At 34.7% G+C, this 23,890-nt stretch carries 29 protein-coding genes and 1 pseudogene; 3 read left to right on the top strand and 27 right to left on the bottom strand.

Annotation, left to right across the window (positions count from 1 at the left end; translation table 11 throughout):
• The 17 genes from RT445_RS14035 to RT445_RS14115 form a co-directional block, all read right to left on the bottom strand.
• The coding region (locus RT445_RS14035) for an S-layer homology domain-containing protein (RefSeq protein ID WP_313470739.1) at positions 1-863 on the bottom strand (863 nt) is incomplete at its 3' end.
• Positions 864-1,220: 357 nt separating this feature from the next.
• Positions 1,221-1,679 (bottom strand): GNAT family N-acetyltransferase, encoded by a 459-nt coding sequence (locus tag RT445_RS14040; protein ID WP_341386103.1) that lies wholly within the window; start codon positions 1,677-1,679, stop codon positions 1,221-1,223.
• 359 nt (positions 1,680-2,038) lie between these two features.
• The gene (locus RT445_RS14045; RefSeq protein WP_274796938.1) at positions 2,039-2,533 is read right to left on the bottom strand and encodes a hypothetical protein; all 495 of its coding nucleotides are present in this window, start codon (positions 2,531-2,533) and stop codon (positions 2,039-2,041) included.
• Positions 2,533-2,736: a helix-turn-helix transcriptional regulator gene (locus tag RT445_RS14050; protein WP_274796937.1), complete on the bottom strand. Its 204-nt coding sequence runs from the start codon at positions 2,734-2,736 to the stop codon at positions 2,533-2,535. Before RT445_RS14050 ends, RT445_RS14045 begins: the two co-directional genes overlap by 1 nt.
• 362 nt (positions 2,737-3,098) lie before the next feature.
• Positions 3,099-4,004 (bottom strand): NAD(P)/FAD-dependent oxidoreductase, encoded by a 906-nt coding sequence (locus RT445_RS14055; protein WP_274796936.1) that lies wholly within the window; start codon positions 4,002-4,004, stop codon positions 3,099-3,101.
• A gap of 281 nt (positions 4,005-4,285) precedes the next feature.
• Positions 4,286-4,966 carry a TraR/DksA C4-type zinc finger protein gene (locus RT445_RS14060; protein WP_274796935.1) on the bottom strand — a complete coding sequence of 227 codons (681 nt, stop codon included), beginning with the start codon at positions 4,964-4,966 and terminating at the stop codon, positions 4,286-4,288.
• Between the two features lie 189 nt (positions 4,967-5,155).
• Positions 5,156-5,389 carry a hypothetical protein gene (locus RT445_RS14065; RefSeq protein ID WP_274796934.1) on the bottom strand — a complete coding sequence of 78 codons (234 nt, stop codon included), beginning with the start codon at positions 5,387-5,389 and terminating at the stop codon, positions 5,156-5,158.
• 153 nt (positions 5,390-5,542) lie between these two features.
• Positions 5,543-5,764, bottom strand: a complete 222-nt coding sequence (locus RT445_RS14070) for a phosphoglycerate mutase (RefSeq protein ID WP_274796933.1) — start codon at positions 5,762-5,764, stop codon at positions 5,543-5,545.
• Between the two features lie 339 nt (positions 5,765-6,103).
• A complete protein-coding gene (locus RT445_RS14075; protein ID WP_274796932.1) occupies positions 6,104-6,559 on the bottom strand; it encodes a hypothetical protein in 456 nt (151 codons plus the stop codon).
• A gap of 192 nt (positions 6,560-6,751) precedes the next feature.
• The gene (locus RT445_RS14080; RefSeq protein WP_274796931.1) at positions 6,752-7,180 is read right to left on the bottom strand and encodes a hypothetical protein; all 429 of its coding nucleotides are present in this window, start codon (positions 7,178-7,180) and stop codon (positions 6,752-6,754) included.
• 433 nt (positions 7,181-7,613) lie between these two features.
• On the bottom strand, positions 7,614-8,333 hold the full coding sequence (locus RT445_RS14085; protein WP_312506352.1) for a serine hydrolase domain-containing protein: 720 nt from the start codon (positions 8,331-8,333) through the stop codon (positions 7,614-7,616).
• A complete protein-coding gene (locus tag RT445_RS14090) occupies positions 8,333-8,530 on the bottom strand; it encodes a hypothetical protein (RefSeq protein ID WP_274796930.1) in 198 nt (65 codons plus the stop codon). Before RT445_RS14090 ends, RT445_RS14085 begins: the two co-directional genes overlap by 1 nt.
• A 165-nt stretch (positions 8,531-8,695) precedes the next feature.
• A complete protein-coding gene (gdh, locus tag RT445_RS14095) occupies positions 8,696-9,481 on the bottom strand; it encodes a glucose 1-dehydrogenase (protein ID WP_274796929.1) in 786 nt (261 codons plus the stop codon).
• Positions 9,482-9,496: 15 nt separating this feature from the next.
• Positions 9,497-10,354 (bottom strand): RhaT/GlcU family sugar-proton symporter, encoded by an 858-nt coding sequence (locus tag RT445_RS14100; RefSeq protein WP_274796928.1) that lies wholly within the window; start codon positions 10,352-10,354, stop codon positions 9,497-9,499.
• Positions 10,355-10,884: 530 nt separating this feature from the next.
• Positions 10,885-11,484, bottom strand: a complete 600-nt coding sequence (locus RT445_RS14105) for a nitroreductase family protein (protein ID WP_274796927.1) — start codon at positions 11,482-11,484, stop codon at positions 10,885-10,887.
• A gap of 256 nt (positions 11,485-11,740) precedes the next feature.
• Entirely contained in the window at positions 11,741-12,916 is a 1,176-nt protein-coding gene (locus RT445_RS14110) for an MFS transporter (RefSeq protein ID WP_274796926.1), read from the bottom strand.
• A 152-nt stretch (positions 12,917-13,068) separates the two neighbouring features.
• Complete coding sequence (locus RT445_RS14115) at positions 13,069-13,371, bottom strand: ArsR/SmtB family transcription factor (RefSeq protein ID WP_274796925.1); 303 nt, start codon at positions 13,369-13,371, stop codon at positions 13,069-13,071.
• A 325-nt stretch (positions 13,372-13,696) separates the two neighbouring features.
• Here RT445_RS14115 and RT445_RS14120 point away from each other — a divergent pair, with 325 nt between their 5' ends.
• On the top strand, positions 13,697-14,167 hold the full coding sequence (locus tag RT445_RS14120; protein WP_274796924.1) for a DUF2975 domain-containing protein: 471 nt from the start codon (positions 13,697-13,699) through the stop codon (positions 14,165-14,167).
• Positions 14,168-14,408: 241 nt separating this feature from the next.
• On the opposite strand, the gene RT445_RS14125 is transcribed toward RT445_RS14120, so the two are convergent.
• Both RT445_RS14125 and RT445_RS14130 read right to left on the bottom strand, forming a co-directional pair.
• Positions 14,409-14,960: a GNAT family N-acetyltransferase gene (locus tag RT445_RS14125; protein WP_312506107.1), complete on the bottom strand. Its 552-nt coding sequence runs from the start codon at positions 14,958-14,960 to the stop codon at positions 14,409-14,411.
• A gap of 354 nt (positions 14,961-15,314) precedes the next feature.
• Positions 15,315-15,881: a GNAT family N-acetyltransferase gene (locus RT445_RS14130; protein WP_274796923.1), complete on the bottom strand. Its 567-nt coding sequence runs from the start codon at positions 15,879-15,881 to the stop codon at positions 15,315-15,317.
• 371 nt (positions 15,882-16,252) lie between these two features.
• Between RT445_RS14130 and RT445_RS14135 the strand changes: the two genes are divergently transcribed.
• On the top strand, positions 16,253-16,648 hold the full coding sequence (locus tag RT445_RS14135; protein ID WP_274796922.1) for a DUF3224 domain-containing protein: 396 nt from the start codon (positions 16,253-16,255) through the stop codon (positions 16,646-16,648).
• 86 nt (positions 16,649-16,734) lie between these two features.
• Here the strand turns inward: RT445_RS14135 and RT445_RS14140 are convergent.
• The 8 genes and pseudogenes from RT445_RS14140 to RT445_RS14175 form a co-directional block, all read right to left on the bottom strand.
• Positions 16,735-16,839, bottom strand: a pseudogene (locus tag RT445_RS14140) (GNAT family N-acetyltransferase); the annotation flags it as partial.
• A gap of 5 nt (positions 16,840-16,844) precedes the next feature.
• Positions 16,845-17,342, bottom strand: coding sequence for a P-loop nucleotide/nucleoside kinase family protein (locus RT445_RS14145; protein ID WP_312506111.1), 498 nt, complete (start codon positions 17,340-17,342; stop codon positions 16,845-16,847).
• Between the two features lie 187 nt (positions 17,343-17,529).
• Positions 17,530-17,868, bottom strand: a complete 339-nt coding sequence (locus tag RT445_RS14150) for a cupin domain-containing protein (protein WP_312506113.1) — start codon at positions 17,866-17,868, stop codon at positions 17,530-17,532.
• 235 nt (positions 17,869-18,103) lie between these two features.
• Positions 18,104-18,997 (bottom strand): SDR family oxidoreductase, encoded by an 894-nt coding sequence (locus tag RT445_RS14155; RefSeq protein WP_312506114.1) that lies wholly within the window; start codon positions 18,995-18,997, stop codon positions 18,104-18,106.
• Positions 18,998-19,330: 333 nt separating this feature from the next.
• A complete protein-coding gene (trhO, locus tag RT445_RS14160) occupies positions 19,331-20,278 on the bottom strand; it encodes an oxygen-dependent tRNA uridine(34) hydroxylase TrhO (protein ID WP_274796918.1) in 948 nt (315 codons plus the stop codon).
• 510 nt (positions 20,279-20,788) lie between these two features.
• A complete protein-coding gene (locus RT445_RS14165) occupies positions 20,789-21,331 on the bottom strand; it encodes a GNAT family N-acetyltransferase (RefSeq protein WP_274796917.1) in 543 nt (180 codons plus the stop codon).
• A gap of 100 nt (positions 21,332-21,431) precedes the next feature.
• Complete coding sequence (locus RT445_RS14170; protein WP_312506117.1) at positions 21,432-22,196, bottom strand: class I SAM-dependent methyltransferase; 765 nt, start codon at positions 22,194-22,196, stop codon at positions 21,432-21,434.
• Positions 22,197-22,529: 333 nt separating this feature from the next.
• On the bottom strand, positions 22,530-22,988 hold the full coding sequence (locus tag RT445_RS14175) for a GNAT family N-acetyltransferase (protein WP_312506119.1): 459 nt from the start codon (positions 22,986-22,988) through the stop codon (positions 22,530-22,532).
• Positions 22,989-23,346: 358 nt separating this feature from the next.
• Here RT445_RS14175 and RT445_RS14180 point away from each other — a divergent pair, with 358 nt between their 5' ends.
• The gene (locus RT445_RS14180; RefSeq protein ID WP_274796914.1) at positions 23,347-23,598 is read left to right on the top strand and encodes a GlsB/YeaQ/YmgE family stress response membrane protein; all 252 of its coding nucleotides are present in this window, start codon (positions 23,347-23,349) and stop codon (positions 23,596-23,598) included.
• Positions 23,599-23,890 lie beyond the last annotated feature (292 nt).

Raw genomic sequence — 23,890 nt, forward strand, 5'->3', positions numbered from 1 at the left:
AATTTAATATCTGATTCTTCAATCATACCTGTCATATCCAAACTATCCAGTGAATAAGCCAGTTGGTAACCAATTGTCGTATCACGATAAAGGGCTTTTAATGCTTCTACATCTTGTTGTTTAGTGAATTTCATCTCATCTTTAATGTTACGATCAACTGTTTGAATGATTGCAAGTTGATCTTCATCTGTTCCTGGCACTAGATGCAAGGCACGGTCAATCATCACGATCGCTTCAGCACGAGTTGCATCATTGTAAGGTTTGAAGATATCTCCGTACCCTTTGATAATTCCTAAAGCTGCCGTTTTCATAACCGCTTCATAAGCAAAATTCCCCTGTGGTACATCAGGGAATGCTTTTCCTGTTGCTGTAAAATCAAGCTTTGTCTTGAATGCACGGTAAATCATGACTGCCATTTCATTACGTGTAATCTTATCATTCGGTCGGAAAGCACCGTCTGGTTTACCATTGATAATGCCTTGGCTACTGGCAACCTTAACATACTCGTAATACCAATTTGCCGGTTTTACATCAGGGAACGTTTTTACTGTTTCACCTGCACGTAGATTCATTGAATTCACTAAAATTTTCGTAAATTCAGCACGAGTAATCGAATTTTTTGGTTTTACTGAGACGTATGTATATTCATATTTCTCTCCATCTTCCTCAAACGATTCTGTTTCCACATATCCGTCAATAATATCCGCATACAAGAAACGCTCCAATTCATTGTATGCCCAATGATCATAATCGACATCATCCATATAATACAAATCAATGGATTTTTCTGCTGCTTCTGCTGGAGAAACGGTAATAAACCCAAATAGTACAAGGGAAGATAATAAAACATATAGTGCTTTCATTGGTTTGCCTCTACTTTCTTCTATTAAATTTTTTCCAATAGTCGTAGTTTACATGACTGCTACAAATTTTAATAGACTGTAAAATATGGAAATATAATATGTCTTCGAGTAAGACGATTCCTATACAATTACCGTAATCTGGTAGAGGTTTTTAGCTATTGTTATTGGTTACCTTTAAAAGGATCATTACTACCGAAAAGAAAGTATTTCAGGGAAGGGATTTTCCAGGGGGCAAAGGAGTTTGATTAGGAAGAAAAGTAAGAATTGCTGAATTCTAAAAAGACGCTATTCTTATTCTGAAAAGCGTCCTGGTGGAAGTCTGTTATTCAATTAAAACATCCGCTAGTAATAAAAAAATTATTCAAGCTTTAGTTTTAAACCTTCGTGCGTTGCTTTAAAACCTATTCGCTCATAAAACTTTAACGCATCTGGCCTTTGTTTATCAGTTGTAAGTTGAACAATATGACATCCACGTTCTTTCGCACGCTGAATTGCCCATTTTATAAGTCCAGTACCTACACCCATTCCTCTTACAGTAGAAGAAATTCTAACTCCCTCAATAGTAGCTCGCCATCCACCTGTATGTGTTAGATAAGGAGTAAACGTAATTTGTTGTACGCCAATCACTTCATTACCGTGACATGCCACTATTAACTCGTTATTAGGGTCGGATGTAATAGCCTCAAATGCTTTTTTATAACTATCGGGAAGTGGATGCTCATACCGCTCTCGGGTACGTCCCAAAACATCATCTGCAAGCATTGCAACAATACTTTCTAAATCTTGCTCTGTAGCTATTCTATATTCTGTTTCCAATTAAATCCCTCCTTGAATAATCAGTCTTTGATTATCCACTTTCGTGAAAGTTCAAATTGTGCAATTAATTACTTGAAACACTATTTAAGTGCATTTTTGTAGAAAATATTATCAACAGCTTGATCATCAAATAGCATTACCAATCCCCCTTTTTCTTTAACATATCACATACAGTCTATAAATAATAATAGGGGTTAATTATAAAAATTCATAAATTTTCCTTATGACCTAAATCAACCAATTGCCCTCGAATGGAAACAGTTCCAAATCGATATTGCCAAATAATAATGTTCTTTTCATTTAGAAAAAAACACCCCTATAGATTAAAAAATCTAAAGGGGAAAAACGTTAAAGGAAATCTAGTAGGTTACCTCGGAATCTTCTTGCTTTGGTGTAAATGCGATAAAAAGTGCAATTAAATTAGGTGGGATACTAAATATTAAGAACAGCCAGTTTGTCGTCAGGATCGAAATTATTGTAAAAACGATAATTGATGTAACAAAGACGATTATACCAATTTTCACGCGGGAGGGCTTCAACGGGGCTGTACTGGACATGTTAATGCTCAAAATAATTCCAATGATTCCCCAACTCGCTATGTGTGTTAATAAAAGGATACCTAAAACCATAGCAGTGCTTAATTCTATTCCAAAAATGATTAACGTAAAGAAAACATACAGCGCTCCTAACGTCACATACCATGAATAGGATCTCGCCTTTTGCCAAATATGGTAGTACAGCTCGTCTAAACCTCTATTTTTTCTAGCTTTCTTTCGTCCGAACCACCATCCAAGGAGTCCACCTATCACTCCCCCATACAATCCAATCATACCCCAGATATTAAGCTCCATCATTACATTCCCCCCTCTTCAAATATAAACACTTCTTCAATTGTGCTATTGAAAGCTTTAGAAATGTTGTAAGCAAGCTCTAAGGATGGATTGAATTTTCCTGATTCAATAGCAATGATTGATTGCCGAGAGACACCTACTTGTCTCGACAATTCTTCCTGAGTAATCTTCTTCAATTTTCGTAATTCTCGAATTCTGTTTTTCATATAGCCTCCTTTATAAATGTAAAGCAAACTGTACATTTATCGATAAGTAAAGTTTACTTTACATATTTATATATGTCAAGCAAGCTTTACAATTTAATTTTTAGTTAAAAAAACAAAAAGCAAAACGTGTAGAGTAAAGAATTAATGAAATAAAAAACGCATTCCTTACTAAAGAAATGCGCTGGATTATACGATGCTATGCCCTTCAATCCTTTTTAAACAACAAGAAAAAAACGAATTCTAAAATCAAAATCCGTTCTTTCGATCTTATATGAATTCTAATGCAAGATGTGGCAACCCATTGGCGCTGATGGGTTATACTAGCTAAGCTTTTATATAAATGAAGGAGAGGTTTTTGACAATTAAAAGCGTTCCATCGTTAGATCCGTATTTACTGAAACCGCAGCTTTATTACCTTTAGCAGCTGATATCATTAAAGAGGATGGTTTTGATCTTTCGGTCTCCCCTGCAATATATACGTTTTTTTGGGTTGTTCTACCAACACCATCTGTTATAACTTTCCCATCTTCTTGTATGTCACAGCCTAGCTTCTCAGCAAATTGATTTGGGCGATAATAAGATGGGGCAACAAATCCACCCGTTCTACTTATTGTTGCTCCTGTTTCAAACTCTATTTTTTGTAAATAACCGTCATTACCTAATAAGTCTTTTATCTTTTCCGATATAATTTTGATATGGTGTTTTTGTAACTCTGTTTTGCCTTCTTCAGATAATTGAACTCCGTTCGTTAAGACAACCAAATCCTGCGACCAATTATAAATTAACTTAGTCAAATGCAGTACATGCTCTTCTTTTTCTGCAATAACCACTAATGGCTTATCTTTTTGCTCCCAGCCATCACAATACGGACAACTAAATAGGCTTTTGCCATAAAACTCTCTCATACTGGGTATGGTAAATATTTCCTGAATACCTGTGGCGAGTATTATTTTTTCTGAAACAAATTCCTGACTAGTAGCTGTTTTAACAGTAAATCGCTCATTACCTATATCCTTAATGATTTCCGTAACAGTTGCAGTAAAATATGATACGGACGGGTAAATCTCCAGCTCTTTCAACGCTTTTTCTTTAAACGCTTGTGGGTCTATCCCATCACGAGTAATAAATCCATGTGATGCTTGTGTCACTCTATTCCTATTCGTTCCATCGTCCAATAATGCAATGTTTCTCCTTGCCCTTCCTAAAGTTAAGCTAGCACTTAACCCAGAAGCACCTCCACCTATAATGATACAATCAAGGACATTCATTTTTTTACCTCCGTATTGATTTGGTTTTCTATAGAAGTGTTATTTGCATTAGAGGACTAGATTATTTCATACATCATGGATTTCCATTCTTTACACACACTACTATTGAATATGAGATACGGTGTATTTAGCTCAACTGAAATAATCCATAGTTCATGCGTTAATATGACTGAAAAAGGCACAATTCATCTTCGAGAATTGCGCCACTATTGTGGAATATCGTTTATTAAGCTAAAGTAACTGTTACTTCAATAACGCATTTTGTTAGACTTTTTTTTGATTTAATCCTCTAAATAATCAAATTTTCTCGCGTGTTCTACTTCTTGAATGGAAACTTGGCGTGTTAATTCATCTGTTTCGGAGATATGGTAGGAATCCCATTCATCATTAACGGCAATTTCTTCAGGGTCTTCATATAATTCATCATAATTTTCAAAATCCCCTTCAAAATCGGACGGAGATTCGGAAGTTCCATATTTTGCTACAACCTGAAACACATCTTCATAATCATGAATATCATCCTTGTCATCTCGGCCAGAAAAAGAATTGTCAACTGGAGGAAGCATCACTTGCTCTTCAACCGGTCGATCGGTTGGAACGTCTTTTGCTGTATGTTCAATACAAAAAGCGGTATAAGGCAATGCTACCAATCGATCATATGGGATATCTTGTTGACAAACTTCACACACGCCGTAGGTTCCGTCCTCAATCTTTTGTAAGGCGGCATTTACTTTTGCTAACTCATCATCGTCATGGACTTTTAACGCCATATCTTTTTCACGTTCATATAATTCAGTACCTAAATCTGCTGGATGATTATCGATCGTTGACAATTCATCAACAGAATCCCGTAAACTTCCTCGTTCTAAATATTCATCATCTGTATCCATTCTTCGTTGAAGCGAGTGTTTTTGTTCAATTAACATATTTTTTAACTTTGATATTTTTTTCTCACTTAGCATCGTCATCACGTCCTTTTCATTATTATGAACGAATATGATTTTAATTATTTGCTAAAGGATAAGTTTAAATACAAAAACGAAAAGACAAAAAATAAAAATAGTACTAAACCTACTACAAATTACACATTGTATCTCTAATATGAAATAAACATTTCTTAGAGCAATACACCCAATTATGAAAAGCAACAATTATCCAAAGTAATTATGAAAACAACAAACAACAAGAAAAATACTTACTATTCCCCAAGCAGTAGTACTCCATATCCACCAAATTACCGATTTAGCTTTTGATGATGGATTTTCCTCATCTTCCATATTTACTTTTATCAAGGCGACCTTATTTTCCATACCTTTTTTCATAGAAATGAGAACAACAAATCCAATTAAAATGAAACCAATTGTTATCCAAAGTAATAGGTCCACTTTTACACTCCCTTTATACAAAATAAAGTACCCTGTGAAAATAATAATTATTCCATTAAATGCTGAAACTTAATGTTCCCAAAGCGTAGTTTGGAATAATTGTTTCTAAATGTTGATTTAAAGTGTTCCTGAATTTGAATTTAATATATTGGTTCAGCAATCTATATTTATATCATAGTGTATATTCATCATAATTTTGTTCAACACTTTATCAATTTTGGAAATTAACTTATGTAACTCTTCATTTTCTGAAGCGGAAAAGGTTTCTCCTCTTTGTTTGTTTAAAATCACAGTTTGATTAATCAGCCTCAAACAAGATTTAATCAATGCTAAATCAATATTTATTGCTTCTTTACTTGTGTCTAATCCATACATTTGTACCACTCCTTACTATGAATTATATGTCAGTTGTATTTACTTTTCTACCAAATAGTGGGTGTGTAAAAAACGCAATAGTGGTAGAGTACAATAATCCTTAGAGGATATTAAAAAGGCTTCACAAACTGTCATTTCGACCATTCGTTAAAGAATACCATGGCCCTTTTCATGAAGAAAGACGCTTTCCTTATTAGAAAAGCGCCCGGCTGTTGAAGATTGAAAAGACTTAATATGGTGGGATGCCCTATAAATTCCCTCTTAATTAGTAAAGGGCGTTCTTACTATATTCTTCTCCTCAGCATCAATCAATAGATAAAAAAATGTTCACGACTTTTTCTATAGAGTCACAGACAAATCTGTCAGCTCAAAATACCACTCTAGGAAAGAGTTAAAGCTTTTCCATTGTGAAGTCAAGTTACCCGCAAAAAAATCTTCCATCTGCTGGCCCAAACCTAGGCCTAACACTTCGTCAGTATTCTTGTTATAAAAAAAGCCGAACTCCCCATCAAAATTATCCAATGGAATATAGTCTTCAGGCAGGTTTAACACGACATGAGTTCTCTTCATGCCTAACAGATAATCAGAAGTATTGATCATAAACCAACAAATCTGATAGATTTCACGTCGTCTACTAAAGAAAGTCGGCCCATCCTCAGCATGCAAATAAAAAGTAGCAAAATCAGAACCCAAATCGATGTCTAACTTTACTAAAGCTTCTTTATACTCCTCTTCAATGTCTTCAAACCACCAGTTTTTACTTTTGCAATAGTTGATCACTTTTTCCGATAGCATCTCGACTGCTCCTTGCTATTTAATAAACTATATGTAAATATATTCCTAAGTATATCATATCTCCTTTCCTATTAATTGAAAGTAATCACGTCCATTCACACACCTCTTCTCTTCCTCTAAATAAAAAAAGGCACAATTTTTGCTTCGAAACTGCGCCTGATAAATCATCATTAAAATAAAAGTCCCCATTAGTTAAACAAATTTTATATTTTTCTTCACAGAAATTTCTACCATAGAATAGAATAAACCTGCAATCCCAAATAAAATAATCGAGCTGACAATATTTAAATGATATTCTACAATAAAACGAGAACCATATATGACTATTAAAGAAAAAGCCCCTATTCCCCCACCAAATAAAGTAAAGGTAGCCATTTTAAACATCTTATTTTCCATAAATTTACTGAGAATAAATGTTAATGGCCAAAATGTAAGAGGATATAGAATGAAAGCATAGGAACCCATTAGGAATACATAACCAATTCCAAAATCACGAAGTCCTGTCATGTATTCTGATGTCCTGATTTTATTTCCTTCTAAAATTTCTAATCCCACACCAGCTAAGGCAAACAGCACGATAAAAGGTACCCACATAATTAAACAATGATAAATAGTTTTCATTCTAATTCTTCCTCTTATGATATTTTACTAGAATGCACTTCTTAACAAATTTAACGAAACTAGAGGAATAAAGTTACAATGTATCTTCTACTAACTGGTCAACAATCAAGATTGCGGCATTTTCTTTTCAACTGCTAATTGCTTTGGTTAATGCAACTCTATTACTCACCTACCGCTGTAACAGCAATGCTCCAGACAATGAATACAAAAGATATAGTTAACTTCTTTTTTTATTTTCTTTATTATTGCAACAAGGTTTAGACAAAATGTAATAGCTAAAATTGGCATTACATAAATACTAATGAACGTAAATACTATCATCTATAAAACATTCACCTCCACTATGGTTATTCAAGCTTCTCACTATATCACATAGTTTTTTACTCAATCCTCATAAGGAGGAATCGCAGTTTGACTTGCTCCACTATCTCTCTCATCCTGCCAACTTTTTAATAGCTCGCTCTTCAAAAAAGATTCTTGGTGCTGATTGCTGTTCTTTTTGGAGATGGCTTTTTACCACTGCCATAATATTTAATTTCGGAACAATAAATATATATTGCCCAAATATACCATTCGCATAATAATAATCATTCGGGGTGTTAGAATGATTATTTTCATAAGTCCATAGCTGATAACCATATCCATAAGTTCCTTCATTTGTTTTTTTCACTTGATTATATGGTCTTGTTGCTTGATGGAGCCAGTTGGATGAAAGGATCTGACTTGAATTAAATTGCCCTTCGTTTAAAAATAACAATCCAAGCTTCACCATATCCTCAAGATATAATGAAATACTGAAACCACCCCCGTTAACTCCTTGTGGATCCTTTAGCCAAGTGTATTTATTTATCCCCAGCGAATGAAAAAGATATTTTTCGGCAAATGAAGCAGTGGAAATTCCAGAAATTTTTTGTATGATTGCACTTAGTAAATGGGAGTCTCCTGAATTATACTGAAAGGTTGAACCAGGTCTATGTATAATTGGCTGTTCTAGTATGTATTTAACCCAGTTTTTTGACCCCTGGAAATTTCCTATTTGTAACCCCGAAGTCATAGTCAACAAATGAAATATTGTAATTTCTTTCTTTTGCGGATCATTAGACTCTAATATCTCTGGAAAATAGTTTTGAATGGATTCGTGAATATTTTTAATTAACCCTTATCTACCATAATTCCAATTAAAATAGAAACAATGCTCTTTGTAATGGAATTTACCTTTAAAGGCTTCTCGACTACCTTTTTATTCTTCAAGTACTCGTAGATTCGAGTATCCCCTTTATAAATAACAAAAGCTTCAATTCTAATGCCTTTAAGTTTCTTTTCTAACTCATTTAACGATAATTTACTCAAACTTCAAATCCACCCCTTTCACAAACATCCTACTCATATGTATTCTATTTATCTTGGGATTTTCCTCCAAATAATACATTAATTAAATTAAAAGGCATTGGAAGTGGCAAACGCCAGCCTCCAATGCCTAAAGACAAATGCATGATTAATTGTCGGTGCTGTTACTTACCCACGACCAGCTTGGAAATCAGGATATAAAGTCATTCCACCATCTGCAAATAAAGTGATTCCTGTTACATAGCTAGCTTGGGAAGAAGCAAGCCATGCCGCTACGGCTGCAATTTCTTCAGGTTTTCCGATATACCCCATCGGTACCATGCTTTCTACATCTGCACGTTTTGCTGGATCTGCAAATTTTTCCGCATTTATTGGTGTATTAATCGCTCCAGGCCCGATGTTGTTGATACGGATTCCTTTAGGAGCATATTCTAAGGCTAATGTTTGTGTCATCAGCTTAATTCCACCTTTACTTGCTGCGTAGTGCACAAACAAAGGCCATGGGATCATTTCGTGAACACTAGACATATTGATAACAGACCCTTTAATATCGTTCTCCACGAAGTATTTAATTGCTTCTCGACTTCCTAAAAACGCACCCGTTAAATTGGTATTGATGACTCTATTCCAGTCACTTAACGGCATTTCATGTGAAGCTACTGGATTTTCAATACCTGCATTATTAATCATCACATCGAGGGTTCCAAATTTATTCACAGCAGTCTGTACTAGGTTGATGACATCCTCTTCAACTGTCACATCACCTTTTACAGCTATGGCATCCCCACCTGCTTTTTTTACTCCCTCAACAACAGCATTGGCCTCATTTTCATCTGAGCGGAAATTAACGATAACTTTTGCTTTCTCCTCACCAAAGCGTAATGCCATTGCTTTTCCTAATCCTGTTGAAGCACCTGTAATAACAATAACTTTTCCTTCTAAATCTGAATACATGTAAAATCCTCCTTCTTATCCTTTCGCCATCCCTAACATAATTCCAGCGGCGACAATAAAAATAATCCCAATTACTATAGCTATCATTTGACGTTTTGTTTTTTTCTCACCAATGATAAATATTCCACCTAAAGTTGAAATCACGATTCCCATTTGGGAAAGTGAAAAACTCGTGGCTACTCCGACACGTGGCTGAGAAATAAATAAAAACATATTCCCCGCAGCCCAAATTAAGCCGGGGATAATATTACGGATTGCATATTTGTTAAATGGTTTATGCTTAAAGGTTAATAAAATCCCACCTATAACCATCCCGATTGCTTGTGGCAATAAAGCAGACCAACCATTGACATCAAACAAGCGAACTACAACCACATAGACTAAATATCCGAATGTTGAAACAAGGAGAATTAATATCCCTTTTTTCAAATTGCCACCATTGTCCTCTTTTTTCTCTTCTGGATTCGGAAGAGATGTAAGAACAATCCCAACAATAATACTAATAAGCGCCAGAACACCTAATATAACCGACATTGTTGTTGACCATTCATGAAACACAATAACGCCAAATAAAGTTGTGGCTACTAACTGTAAACCTGTTGAAATCGGCATGGTTTTAGATACACCCATTAAATCAATACTTTTTAATTGATTTGCTTGTCCTAATGCCCAAAAAAGACCTGAAACAATGCCGACCCCCAAAACTACAGGTGTCAGTTCTGGTTTAACTACAAAATAAACCCCTATGGAGAAGAGCAGTGCACCAATTGTTGTTCCAAGTACTTGACTATAGGGACCACCACCAAGCTTGACATTAAAGAGCACAATACTTCCCCAAAACAGAGCTGGTAAAATCGCTAGGAAGATATCCATCTTTTGCTCCCCTATCTATAATATATTTTTTATTGATTGGCCATTTTGCCCAGTACTGTAAGTTTCGCTTGCAATATGACAGCTCTTTGCTGTTTATTACGATTAGTAGTTCTTCTCATTTTAAGGAGAGAAGCACAATAGTAATATGAAACGTAACAAAAACTTTTATACCATTGATATAAAAACGGACTTAAAACTAAATGAGAACCAAATCAAAGAGTTCATTGCCAAAACAACCTATCTGCATTACAAACCTGTTGATATTAAGCAATTGATACTCATATAGAAAAACCTCCTTTCAACATATCTCGAATTCAAGATAGTTATTAATCAATATCTCAAATTCGAGATATTATTTACGAGTAAAATCATATTCCCACGTCACAGATTTGTCAATAAAACAAAATTTGGAAAACCAATAAAAAATTTATTGGTTCGTTGAATGAATGCTACTATATGTTAAGAAACTAAAGTATCTTTCGTACAAAAAAACCAGTTCCGCAATGGTACTGGTTAGAAATATATATTCATTACTTAAAAAATTTAATTCGTTCTTCAAGTGGGCGGAATTCTTTTTCACCAGGTGTGACTGTTGGATTACCAAATGGCATTTGCGCAATAAGCTTCCAATTTTCAGGTATAGACCATTCTTTTTTTACTTCATCATCAATTAGTGGATTATAATGTTGTAAAGAAGCTCCTAATCCTTCTGCTTCCAATCCTGCCCACACTACTAATTGGTGCATACCTGATGCTTGATTTGACCAAATTGGAAAGTTCTCAGCATAGGGAGCAAATTGCTCTTGAAGCGATTTAATTACAGCCTCATCTTCAAAGAATAATACGGTGCCATACCCTGCCTTAAAGGAATCCATTTTTTGTTGAGTTGCTGAAAAGTCTTGGTCTCCAACTACTTTTCTTAATGTTTCAGTTGTGATGTCCCATAATTTATTATGTGCTTCACCTGATAATACAATCAAACGTGCAGATTGAGAATTGAATGCTGATGGCGTATATTTCACAGCAAATTCTACAATTTCTTTAATTCTTTCATCCGATATTTTTACCTCTTTACCAATTCCGTAGTAAGATCGTCTTTCTTTAAGTGTCGTATAGAAATCTTTAGCCATAATTTTGTTCCTCCAGAAAATATTTTTTAACATGGTATCTGTCGCTAGATATTATGACTAACTAATTTGTTTTATATTCATAAAAATATATTGCCCAAACAAAAATTAGCGTATTTAACTAGTTGATGTAAGAAAAGAAAACCATGGAAATATCTTATTTAGATTTTCCATGGCATCGAAAAATGTTATTAATTTTTATAATGGGCATTCCTAACTCAGCAGATAAATTTTAAAAACCGATTTTTCTGCTAAACTGTTAGGCTTTTTTATACTCTACGGAGGTCGTGCTTGACTGGGCTCGAGAAAGCGCCATCGTTGCGCCAATAGCTATCGTAACTCCTAATGCACCTATCCAAGTAACTGAAGATAGTGATATTTTCTCCACAAAAACACCTCCAATTCCTGCTCCAGCAGCCATTGCCAGTTGCATTACGGATTGATTTAAGCCTAATAAGATACCAGATGATTCTGGCTCGATGGTAGCCAAGTTATATTGTTGTGTTGGTCCCGATGTCCATGCTGCAAATGACCATAGTATTAACACTATTAATACACTAATATAGGAGTTTGTTACGACAGATAATAATACTAACATGATAATATGTAACAGCATGCCACCTATCAATGTTTTTTGGACTCCCCAACGATCTGTACTAAATCCACCAAATTTAGAACCAAACAAGCTTGCGATACCGAAAATTAGTAATACGCCACTTAGATAGTTTTTCCCTATTCCTGATACATGTAACAAGTATGGTGAAAGGTACGTGTAAGCAATTGAGTACCCACCAACCCAGAAAAAAGTAATGGCTAATCCAATTGCCACCTTTCTTTTCTTTAAAAGTGCCAACTGCTTAACTAATGGTACAGATTTATCACCCTCAATAAGTGGGATCGTCGCTCTTATTATAATGATTGCAATAATTCCTAGTAGTGCTATCCCGCCAAATACCGCTTTCCAGCCAAATGCGCTAGAAATAATTCTGCCAACGGGCACCCCTATAATTAATGAAGCTGTAAAGCCCATAACCACTGTAGCAATTGAGCTGCCTTGCTTCCCTTCTGGTGCAATTTTTGCAGCGATCGTTAATGCAGTAACTACGACCATCCCTGCTCCAAGTGCCATAATGACACGAGCCATCACAAATAATCCGTAACCAGGTAGGATGAACGCTAAGATATTACCTATTACGAACAAACCTAGCGAAAAAATCATTAACTTACGTCTATCCATACTAGACGTTATTCCCATAGAAATAGGTGTAAATATTGCATATACAAGCGAAAATATTGTAATTAATTGACCTGCAGCAGCTAAAGTTATGCCAAGTGAATCGGCTATCGTATCTAAAATTCCTGAAATTATATATTCAGAAGTTCCTACTAAAAAACTGACGATAGCCAAAATATAGATCTTTATTGTGTTAGACAAGTGATGTCACTCCTTTAAATCATTTATATATATAGATATATAGACATATCTCAAATTATCGATATGTTAGTTCACAAAAATATAAAATTTTCTAGCTAGCCTAAATGAAACTGAACTCTTTAAAGAACGCACAAAGAATTCAGTTTCACTCGTTATTTCTTTTGCTTCAAGAATTCAGCGATTCCATTGATGGCATCTTCATTTCTTTTATAATAAGTAAACTTTCCTATACGGTCAGCCTTTATAAGACCAACCTGTAAGAGCATGGAAAGATAATGAGATGCTGTCGATTGCGTCATGTTCAATTTTTCTGTTATTTGACTAACGCAAACCCCTGTTTCGTTCATATCAATCCCTTCATGGGGCTTAAAATGGAGATCCGGTTCCTTGAGCCATTCTAAAATTTGCAACCTTGCTTCATTGGATAATGCTTTAAAAATATCAACTTGTTTCATACAAATCATTGTATCGAGAATTATCGAAATGTCAAGTGCGCACTCTTTTTCGAAGCCATATAGGCTTCATCCTCAATAAAACTAACTTGCACATTTCATTATATCGAGAATTATCGATACGTCAAGTGTGAATTGCGCTCTTTTGTTCAGTTACTTCATGAAAAACTTACAATAACTGAAGTACGATTCCCAAATGATTATTAAATAACCAATTGAAAAACAGCAATAATATATTATAAATCGAAATAAATGTATTGATAAACGATAAAAAATAGACTAATATCGTATTACATCATATTATCATTAAGTCAATGAGGTGCTTCAAATGAATGGTAAACTAAATTCAATTTTTTTCTTAAAGATCGTTGCTTTTCTTATTGGAATTGCGGTGCTTGCTGTGTGTATATATTGGTTACCTCAAGCAGCTATACGGGATGCAAAAGAGCGTCCAGGAGATTATTCGATATATCCATTATTAATAGGTGCATATGGGGTATGCATCACGTTCTCTGTTGCGTTGTATCAAGCATATAAACTATTGAGTTTTATCAATATAAACAATGCTTTTTCTGAGGTTTCCCTTCAATGCTTGAAGGTTATAAAAAAATGTGCTTTCACTACTATTTTATTCATTTTGTTTTTAATAGTTTACCTAAGGGTTTTGGCTATGTTCACGGGTGATGACGCAGCGGGTCCGATAGCACTTGGTCTTATAGGGATGTTAGTAACTGCTATCATCGCTGCCATTATAGACGTACTTCAAAAGCCCATAAAAAATAGCCTAGAAAAAATGTAGGTTTATTTTGCTAGTATATAACTAAACACTGAATTATGACCTTTAAATGTAAAATGGGCCCTATTCTTTTAGAAATAACACCAAGCCCTTTAATGCAAATAGGCGCATTACTTATTTTAATCTGCACCCCAAATGTTAGGGTCGTGTCTAACACTTTAGGTGCAGATCTATTTCAGAAAAGCGCCCTTTACCTGAAGACTCGATTTCAAGATTATCCTAAGGGATGAACAACCACAATTTTTTATTTCCAATCTCTCTTTAAAAGAGAAAAAGAGTAGTGATCATAGTAATTCCCTCTAAAAAAATGTTTGTTTCTATAAATGCCTTCATTTATAAATCCAAGGTTTTTTAATAATTTTATAGAGTTTTTGTTATTTAAAGCGACATATGCATTTATCCTATTTAACTTCATATTACTAAAGCCACTTTCTATTGCTGATATCAATGCTTCTTTCATATATCCCTGTCCCCAAAATTCATACAATAAATCATAACCAATCTCAGCTATATTATTGGTTTTATCCCACAAGTCATAGCCACAAGTACCAATTTGTTCATTACTATCTTTCTTTACTAAAACCCACCTATTATATCCTCTTTTTTCTGGCTCTGAATTCCACTCAATAAATTCAATTGCTTCTTCTTTTTTCGTATATATTTCTTCATCGTATAGATATTCACAAACTTTTTCATCGCTAAAAAGTTTAAAAATAAAATCTATATCCTCCCTATTTACATTTCTTAATTTTAATCTTCTGGTTTCTAGTTCTGGAAATAATCTTTGCTCGCTCATTATGTATCTCCTTTGCAGAATTATTTTTTTAATCCATTAAGATACCTTTTAGTGGATTAACATACACATTCAAGATAAACTAACTAATTTCCTCTCCTCTCTAGATAGTGATTCAGTAAATACTCCTGATTCATATATCTAATTAAAATAATACTCTGGGAAAGTAATTGAGGATTGGTTAGAAAGGTACACTGCTAATGATGAAAAAACTATTGAAATAGTTAGAGGTAAATAATGTTTTAGGTTACCTTCTATATTGATAGTGCCGAACTCTATTTAAAAAGGCACTTCCTTGCTCCAGGAAAGCGCCTTTTTCTAATACTTCAATTTAGATAATTCTTTTTTTAGCTACCTTTAATTTATTTTAGAATAAATACAAATGTCAGTCAGCCTGCTGCCATCTGCGGTTAGATCCTCATTCCTTAAAGTACCTTCTAATATAAAACCAAGTTTTTCCGGTATAAAACGACTTTTAACGTTTGTTGATTCACATCTTATTCCAATTCTCTTAAATTTAAGATAATTTAATCCGAAGTCTACTAACTCCTTTACTGCTTCCGTCATATATCCATTACCACTATATTTTGTATTAATCCAGTATCCAATCTCACCTTTAGGAATGTTCCAGTCAATTGCATGAAGACTCGTAGTTCCAATTAAGTCCTTGCCTCCATCTTTATCAAAAATAAGGAAACGAAAACTATCTCTTTTTAAAAAATTAATATGAGCATTTTTTAACAAGATTTCTGTTTCTTCAACGGTCGGAACTTGTTGGAAAAGTGACAACCACTCTTTTAATTCAGAAAAGGAATATCTAATTGCTTGGTTCACAATTTCTCCGTCTCCAGTTAAAAGTGGTGCACGAAGAATTAGTCTTTCTGTTTCTAATTGTAAAGGAATATCTAATAACAAAGGGTTCATTCGATTTTCCCCTCTCCTAATTATTGTAGATTAATCTGTCATTTTATTACTCTCTCTAATTATGGTAATGAAAATGATAATATCCTATTTCTGTAATGGCAAATCCCGTTGCATCATCACTAAGAATAACAACATTAGATCCATCGATGCTCCAAGTCTTTAACTACTCTTCACAGCTGTATTTCTAAAGAATTGTATTCAAATCAATTGGTTTAGTCAACAACTATTGTTCGACAATCTAGCCCGTATAATATTACCCAAAGTTAGTAATGAAAAAATAATAAAAGCAATCCTATTCTATTATTGATAATGGTACTTTTTGGATTTATACTTGAGGTGAAATACCATTTAGTAATGAAGGGAGATTAACTATGGAGGTAACATTTACAGTAAGTAAATGGGATGAAAAGCCAGTGGACAACACTAGAAATGAATTCCCTATAAATATTGCCCATGTCGAGTATGATATTGAGGGTGAATTAACAGGAAAAGCTTTTGTTGAATATTTATTATTTTATATAGACTCTTCTATAGATGATGGTCATTTAGCCACTTCTAAAATTTCCGGATTTTTGCATTTTGAAGGAACTTATAAAGGAAAACAGGGCACGTTTACTGCTCTAGAGCAAGGGATATTTGATAAAGGAAATCTAGATTCTCCAGCAACAATCATCAAAGCTACCGGTGACTTAGAGAGCCTGAAAGGATCTTATAATTATAAGTTTACAGGTGACACGAGTAAAATGATTCTAGATTTTACATTCTAACAAATTAGTAGTTTCCGCTTCTTGAATAGTGTATTTATAAATTTAAAAGGGAGAACACAATACAGGCTCTCCCTTATCTCGTTTATTTATTTGATAACAGCCATTTCCATTCTAAATTGATCACCATTATCAATAAATCCTAAACTGGCATATAAGTGATGTGCTTCCTGATTTTCTGGATGATAACCAACCTTTGTTATTCTTTTCCACTAACCTCTAAAATATTTAAACCCTCGGATGCTTCAGGAGCTTCAAAAAATTTAGTAACATGAATAAACGTAGCTTCCGTGTCAAAAGCTGCTCTTTCGGGCTGTTCGATACTCCTTTGTGCTATTTGATGTAAGCATTGCTCGTTATTTAAATTAAGGAAAATTAGTTGATGGTTTGCATTGACCTCGGACGCTATATCCAAAAACCACTTTCGCTGTTTTTGAGTGTTACCTGGAAAATCCATCACTACATCAGTACCAACACTTAAAATATTTTGGACATGCTTTTTCATCATCGACTTAAGCTGCGCTGAAAATTTAAGATAGTCCTCAAATGATGTAATCTGATCGGGATAAAGAGATGCTAGCCATTCATCCTCAGATAACAGTACCGCATGTTTTTCTATAGCCATTTGTTTTGATTTCGTTGATTTTCCTGCTCCCATTTTCCCACAGAAAAAGTAGAGAGTCCCCAATCGTTTCATATTTTTATTCCTCCGAGCTTATTTTATTGGTATTGTGCCAAATTAATAGGTTATTAGTAATTCTAACTGTCTTTTTTAAGTATGCATATTCAGTTTTACATATTCACCATCTAAATGGGGTCTTTTCATTGTTGTAGGATATAAACACATTATTTGTAACCTTTATTCAAGATTATGTATGAACATTTTACAAATTAACTCTGTCACCTTTACTATTTGGTTGGGATATTACTAAAAATTCAACATCCTGATTAGATTCATTACGCATTTGATGTTTGATAAGAGGAGGTATTTCTATCCCTTCTTGAGGATTTAATGTAATAATTTCATCGTGAATTTGAATAGTTGCTATCCCTGTCAAAATAAAGAAAAATTGACGTGCTTGCTTATGATAATGTACAACTTCCGTTGTATTTGCTGGCATTCGTTCGTGGATGATGCTTAATTCTGTATTTTTTACTAGATGCCACCCATCACAGTTATCACCCCATAAATAATGCTCAGCATTGTGCTTACTTATCTTCATTACAACCACTCCTTATCTTAATATCAATTTCTATTATATAGCCAACTTTCAAATTTTTTATATTTAACGAGCGTGCCCTGTTACTTTATTGTACTTTTCTTCAAAATCTCTCAACCCATTTTTAATCAATAAAATGGCCCTATACAAAAAGACACCCATTTCTACATGAGTGTCTTAAATGTGATGAAATTGGTTATTTTCGCATCAGATTTTTCTATTTGACATTTACGTAAGATTACAAGTCTATCGGCTTGCCACCAGTCACTCCATAAATCTGACCGGTAATATAACTTCCTTCATCGGAGGCCAAAAGAACATACACCGGTGCAAGCTCTACTGGTTGTCCCGCACGGCCGAGAGGAGTATTTTGGCCAAACTTCGGAATTTCTCCTTCCAATTTTCCATTATCCAGCTGTAACGGCGTCCAAATTGGTCCTGGTGCAACACCATTGACACGCACACCCTTAGAAGCAAAATACGAGGACAGGGATACCATAAAGTTGCTTATGGCACCTTTTGTCGCGGCATAATCCATTAAGGATGAGGACGGATCGAACGATTGAACCGATGTGGTCATGACAATCGCACTTCCTGGTTCCAGATGTTTTTCGGCAGCTTTGACGGTCTCAAACATGCTGATGATGTTTACTTTGAACGTGTCATGCACTTGTTTGATTGTTAAGTCACTTAGGGATGGCTGTGCGATTTGTTGCGCAGCATTCAATACTAGTATGTCTAATCCGCCAAAAGCTTCCACTGTTTTTGACACAATTTCTGTCGCTGTGCTATCTTCTCGCAAGTCATACGGTAGCAGTAATGCTTTTCTGCCTGCTTTTTCAATTAATTCTTTGACTTCATTGGCATCTTCCTCTTCGCCAGGGAAGAATTGAATGGCCACATTTGCTCCCTCGCGTGCATATGCAATGGCGGCGGCACGGCCAATTCCAGAATCGCCTCCGGTAATCAAGGCATTGCGCCCTTCCAGGCGATTGTATCCTTTATATGATTCTTCTCCACAATCAGGTTTAGGACTCATTTCATTTTGTAGCGCTGGCGTATTCTGTTCTTGATCCGGGAATTTCTCCGTATAAAATTTCGTACGTGGGTCAGTTAGATGTGGGTTTCCCATCAGCAATCATCTCCGATCTTGTTTAATAATTAAAAAGTTCCGCAAGGCTTCTTCAACATTTTGTGAGCTTGCACTAGCTACATCCTGTTACATTTTTTTGAATACCCTGTGATCATTTACTTTAAACAGCTTTAATTCTATTAGCCTCATCACCTATTAATTAGTCATTTACTTTTTCCTTACAAAAGAAAAATCACCCTGTGTAAGCGAGCAGACTAGTCCATTAATGGAATGGATAGTTTGAACACTTACATAGAGTGTTTTCAGTACTTCAATATCGTTGGTTGAGGTTATGATAGATATTTTATGCCGTTTTTTTATGATTGATTCTTTTTACGCTTTTGCTTGTAAAGCCTCAATCGCTTGCGCTACTTGCTCTTCTGTTAAATTGTGACGCACGATGTAGCGGTTGCGTGCATGCTTTGTACATTCGATTGTACAGCCACCTAAATGTTTAGCTTCATTTTCTTCAGATGCGATGATTTGTTTGTTACATTCAGGGTTTGCACAGTTAATGTAACGTTCACAAGGTTCACCGTCATAGTGATCACGACCGATAATTACGTGCTCTACTTGATTGATTGGCACCGTTAAACGTTCATCAAATACGTACATTTGACCGTCCCATAATTGACCTTTTGTAACAGGGTCTTTTCCGTATGTGGTAACACCGCCATGTAATTGACCGACATTGCCAAAGCCTTCCCGTTTCATCCAGCCCGAAAACTTCTCACAACGAATCCCACCCGTGCAATAAGTTAAAACATTTTTCCCTTCGAATAGCTCGCGGTTTGCACGGACCCATTCCGGTGTATCACGGAAGTTTTTTACATCTGGTCGAATCGCGCCACGAAAATGGCCGACATCGTATTCATACGTGTTGCGCACATCTAATACTACTGTATTTTCATCTTGCATTTCGGCAAGGAATTGTTCTGGTGACAGGTAGCGACCTGTTAATTCATGTGGGTTTACATCTTCTTCTAAGCCTAAGTTTACTAACTCAGGACGTGGGCGTACGTGCATTTTTTTGAATGCATGCCCTTCTGCCGCATCAATTTTAAAGACAATGCCTTCAAATAATGGGTCTGCTTGCATGTTTGCCATGTATTGCTCTGTTTGCTCAATCGTACCTGAAACAGTACCGTTAATGCCCTCAGTAGCAACTAAAATACGACCTTTTAAACCGATTTCTTTACACATGGCTAAGTGCATTGCTGAAAACGCTGCTGGATCTTCAATCTTCGTGTAATGATAATATAATAATACTTGATAATTCATTGTTTCCACCTATCATTTCATATATTTGCAGGATATACCTGATAGTGTCTTTAACGACCTATTAACAATACAGGATAATCATTTAATATGCTATCGGTAATTAGACTGAAATCGGTATTCAAAAAATTCATAAAATGGCCAACAGACCTTTTTAAATAGAAGGTGAATCTGTTCTTGATTGTAGACGCATTTCTTATGTGTTGAAAAAAATTAAGCTTCTTTATTTGGATTTAATTATTAATTCTGTTCTATTCAGCACTCCGTATTTATCAAATATGATCTTTTGCTTTTTTAAAATTGCTATTGCTGTATAGTAGACCTTCCAGATGATAAAACATCTTTGAAAATAATATATTGCTGAACTATTAGCGAGCTTCAAAAGAAGACACTTTCTTTTACTGAAAGCGCCCGATCGCGGTATACAATATTTATTTCTTATTAAGTCAGTTCTAACAAAATCGGTTTTTCCTTATAGATATTTGGGTTTATAATGAGTCGAGACGTTGTAGCCTACATTTCTTTCAAAGAGATCCTATTCACTAAGGATTCTGTTATGTTCCTATCTAGTTTTTTAATGGCTAACATCGAACTATCCTGAATGATTCCAGTCTCCATGAAACCAAATGAAGCGTATAATGTTTTAGCTTTGACATTACTTGTATGATAAAAGAGGGTTACATATTCTGCTTCTCCATCTGGCGTAGTTTCAATATCCTTCAGCATTTTTTCAAAAGCAAGTTTGCCATATCCTTGCCCCTGGTAATGCTTATCAATCATCATATGCCAAATAAAATAGCTCTTCTTCCCGTAAAAAACTTCAGTTTCAAATGATTCATGATCTAACGTATCATAAATGTACATCAAGAATCCAACCACAATTTCATCGGCATAAATGGCAAATGGAGTCGCTGGTATTCCGTCTGCGTTCATCATATGAGCGTCTGCAAAGCTTCTGAGGTTAGTCGTTTCTATATAGTCTTTCTGGTTTTCATTAACTTCAAGTGCTATTACTTCATCTATGTTATCACCGTTTATTTTTCGTAATTCAATCATCTTTTTCTCCTCTCCTAAGGTCAATCACTTCCACACACGTCTTATAACATTTAAATAAAATAACAATTTTTCTTCTGCATCCTTAATTAAACTAATTTAGCTATTTAAAAGCCAAAATAGTAAATTCCCACGGTATATTTTCATTGTTCCAACCACGATGCTCATCAAATTTTTTTAATTTAAAACCAGATGTTATGACAGAATTTATTATCTCGCTAAGTGTATATAATCTTATAGACACATCAGGAAAGTCCTCTTGTTCATGCTCATCAAAGAAATGCTTATACGCTAAGTCTCCATTTTTTATTTCCTTGTCAAAATAACCTTGTTGGATTTGATTTTGGATTTCAGCGTTAGGACCTTTAACTATACATTTTCTTAAGGGATGAAAATCACTTAGAATCATTTCTCCACCATCTTTTAATAATGAAAACAAAATAAACATGAATTTATCAATATCATTAAAATAATGCAATATGCCACCTTCTAAATAAATCATGTCAAAATGATTGCTATACATTTCTAAGTCTATATCATAAATATCAGTGACAATATAATTAATAGAGGTATTTGCAAATCCCACTAATTCTAAGGCGTATTTTTGGTTTTCTGCTGAAATATCAAATACTGTTACTCCAGCACCCAATAATGCTAATGGTACTGCTTTTCTGCCATTTGAACCACAAACATTTGCAATCTTCTTGCCTTCAATATGTTCAAAGTATTGTTTGTGCTTTTTAAGAAATGCTCCGGGATTTTCTACCATATGAGTAGCTAAATCCTGTGGAGTACCGTTACTTTTGCTCCAAAATTCATATGCTCGATATTCCCAAGCCTTTTTATTTTTGATACTTTGTTCATTCATCTTTAGTAAGACTCCTTCTCAATAGAACTTAGATAAGCTTTTAATAATCGTAATGGTATTAGTTTATCGTGCACCTACAAAGAAAATGGCTTACCCTTGTTCCAGGAAAGCCCCCGATTGCTAAATAATTAAAAACGCGAAAGCTGCAAAATAGTTCTCTTTGTAAAAGCCTTGCTATCTCGCCATTAGCCCCACGATATGACCTTGTTTTTCAACCATAATCAAGATACCTTCTGCTGACTTAAATAGACTAGCTAAAGTTTTCACCTAAAAGAGAGGAGATTTAGCAACTTTAAGACTTACAATCATTGCCATTAGCTATCGCTGTATTAGTTATAGAGCAGTATTCTTTTTAAACAAAGGTATGCTCCCTCCACTAAGTCCGTAAGCAACCCCAATCTTTTCCCAACCATATTTCTCATAGTAGTCTTTAAGATCTGAAGTAAGATAGAGATATTCGTACCCTCTTTTTGCTGCTTCCTGCAGTCCATGATTCAACAATTTAGCTCCTAGAGAATTACCTCTGAATTTTTCATCTACAAACAAACATGCTAGCCATGGGCTCAAATCCTGACGGCTATTTAGATCATTACGAATTAATGCATAAGTTCCGATAATGTTATCATCTACTTTTGCAATGTAAAAACTTGGTATGTCATTTGGATTAGTTAAGGCATGAATCATACAATCTTCATAAAAAGCACGACCACCTTCCACACCCCATTCTTTCCAAAAAACATCTATAGCCTTATTAAATAATTCATCCTTCTTTGATAATTGAATTATCTCCATCAATATCTCTCTCCTCTCGAGTATTTTTTAGTTTCATTATTCCTTTATGAAACTAGCTATATTCTTATATCCCAGAATTTGGTCTTTCAATAGTTATTCTCTTATTTTTTAAAAATCCCTCCTTAAGTTAACCTGCTGCTTCAATTACAGCTAACACGCCCGATTAGAAAAGGAGATAATAACAGACCCACTATTTTATTTACTTCATTGATGACAAAACATATTAGAGATAACAATGTCCACCATCTTCTTTGAAACTTCAAACAAATTTTTTTCCTCCTTATGTTTGAAGAGGTTTAATAAAGGTTATAAAACACTATGGCGAAATATTTAAAATAAAAAATAGGAGTTGGACAGTATGAGTTTTATTTGGTTTTTAATAATTGGCGGGATTATCGGTTGGCTTGCAGGTATAATTTTGGGTAAAGATATCCCAGGAGGAATTATTGGTAATATTATCGCAGGTATAATCGGTGCATGGATTGGCGGTATGCTTCTTGGAAGTTGGGGTCCTAAAATTTCAGATTTCTATATCTTCCCTGCTCTCATTGGAGCAATTATTCTAGTTTTCATAGTGAGCTTAATTATGAAATCATTGCGAAAAGCTTAGTAAACTCAAAAGATCTTTTAGTTTATTTCAAGTGAGTCCGTTGTAACAACAATAATGTAGACTGTGTTTATAAAAAAAGCGGCCTTCCACAATCTAATCGTGGAGGCCGCTTTTATTTTGCTCTTATTTACTTAATAATCCTCAGCTCCGTAAATTCACTTATTCAACAATAGCGCCAAATTACTGAATAACGTTAGCTCCTTTTACATTATATTTCGTTGTATTAACCTTACTTTTAAGCAAGTTTTATAGTTATCAGCAATTTGTACAAAAAGTTACTTTTGGTTTCAAT

The organism is Lysinibacillus sp., assembly GCF_032093475.1.
In the GTDB taxonomy this organism is placed as follows: Bacteria; Bacillota; Bacilli; order Bacillales_A; family Planococcaceae; genus Lysinibacillus; species Lysinibacillus irui.

Bases quoted from the DNA above. Each gene is read 5' to 3' on its own strand.
- RT445_RS14070 (WP_274796933.1), bottom strand. From the start codon at position 5,764: ATGTATGGATTAGACACAAGTAAAGAAGCAATAAATATTGATTTAGCA.
- RT445_RS14155 (WP_312506114.1), bottom strand. From the start codon at position 18,997: ATGGGAAACCCACATCTAACTGACCCACGTACGAAATTTTATACGGAG.
- RT445_RS14130 (WP_274796923.1), bottom strand. From the start codon at position 15,881: ATGAACCCTTTGTTATTAGATATTCCTTTACAATTAGAAACAGAAAGA.
- RT445_RS14060 (WP_274796935.1), bottom strand. From the start codon at position 4,966: ATGCTAAGTGAGAAAAAAATATCAAAGTTAAAAAATATGTTAATTGAA.
- RT445_RS14175 (WP_312506119.1), bottom strand. From the start codon at position 22,988: ATGGAGATAATTCAATTATCAAAGAAGGATGAATTATTTAATAAGGCT.
- RT445_RS14180 (WP_274796914.1), top strand. From the start codon at position 23,347: ATGAGTTTTATTTGGTTTTTAATAATTGGCGGGATTATCGGTTGGCTT.
- RT445_RS14105 (WP_274796927.1), bottom strand. From the start codon at position 11,484: ATGGCTAAAGATTTCTATACGACACTTAAAGAAAGACGATCTTACTAC.
- RT445_RS14120 (WP_274796924.1), top strand. From the start codon at position 13,697: ATGAATGGTAAACTAAATTCAATTTTTTTCTTAAAGATCGTTGCTTTT.
- RT445_RS14045 (WP_274796938.1), bottom strand. From the start codon at position 2,533: ATGATGGAGCTTAATATCTGGGGTATGATTGGATTGTATGGGGGAGTG.
- RT445_RS14145 (WP_312506111.1), bottom strand. From the start codon at position 17,342: ATGAAACGATTGGGGACTCTCTACTTTTTCTGTGGGAAAATGGGAGCA.
- RT445_RS14115 (WP_274796925.1), bottom strand. From the start codon at position 13,371: ATGAAACAAGTTGATATTTTTAAAGCATTATCCAATGAAGCAAGGTTG.
- RT445_RS14165 (WP_274796917.1), bottom strand. From the start codon at position 21,331: ATGATTGAATTACGAAAAATAAACGGTGATAACATAGATGAAGTAATA.
- RT445_RS14170 (WP_312506117.1), bottom strand. From the start codon at position 22,196: ATGAATGAACAAAGTATCAAAAATAAAAAGGCTTGGGAATATCGAGCA.
- RT445_RS14080 (WP_274796931.1), bottom strand. From the start codon at position 7,180: ATGAAAACTATTTATCATTGTTTAATTATGTGGGTACCTTTTATCGTG.
- RT445_RS14135 (WP_274796922.1), top strand. From the start codon at position 16,253: ATGGAGGTAACATTTACAGTAAGTAAATGGGATGAAAAGCCAGTGGAC.
- RT445_RS14075 (WP_274796932.1), bottom strand. From the start codon at position 6,559: ATGCTATCGGAAAAAGTGATCAACTATTGCAAAAGTAAAAACTGGTGG.
- RT445_RS14150 (WP_312506113.1), bottom strand. From the start codon at position 17,868: ATGAAGATAAGTAAGCACAATGCTGAGCATTATTTATGGGGTGATAAC.
- RT445_RS14125 (WP_312506107.1), bottom strand. From the start codon at position 14,960: ATGAGCGAGCAAAGATTATTTCCAGAACTAGAAACCAGAAGATTAAAA.
- RT445_RS14100 (WP_274796928.1), bottom strand. From the start codon at position 10,354: ATGGATATCTTCCTAGCGATTTTACCAGCTCTGTTTTGGGGAAGTATT.
- RT445_RS14050 (WP_274796937.1), bottom strand. From the start codon at position 2,736: ATGAAAAACAGAATTCGAGAATTACGAAAATTGAAGAAGATTACTCAG.
- gdh (WP_274796929.1), bottom strand. From the start codon at position 9,481: ATGTATTCAGATTTAGAAGGAAAAGTTATTGTTATTACAGGTGCTTCA.
- RT445_RS14055 (WP_274796936.1), bottom strand. From the start codon at position 4,004: ATGAATGTCCTTGATTGTATCATTATAGGTGGAGGTGCTTCTGGGTTA.
- trhO (WP_274796918.1), bottom strand. From the start codon at position 20,278: ATGAATTATCAAGTATTATTATATTATCATTACACGAAGATTGAAGAT.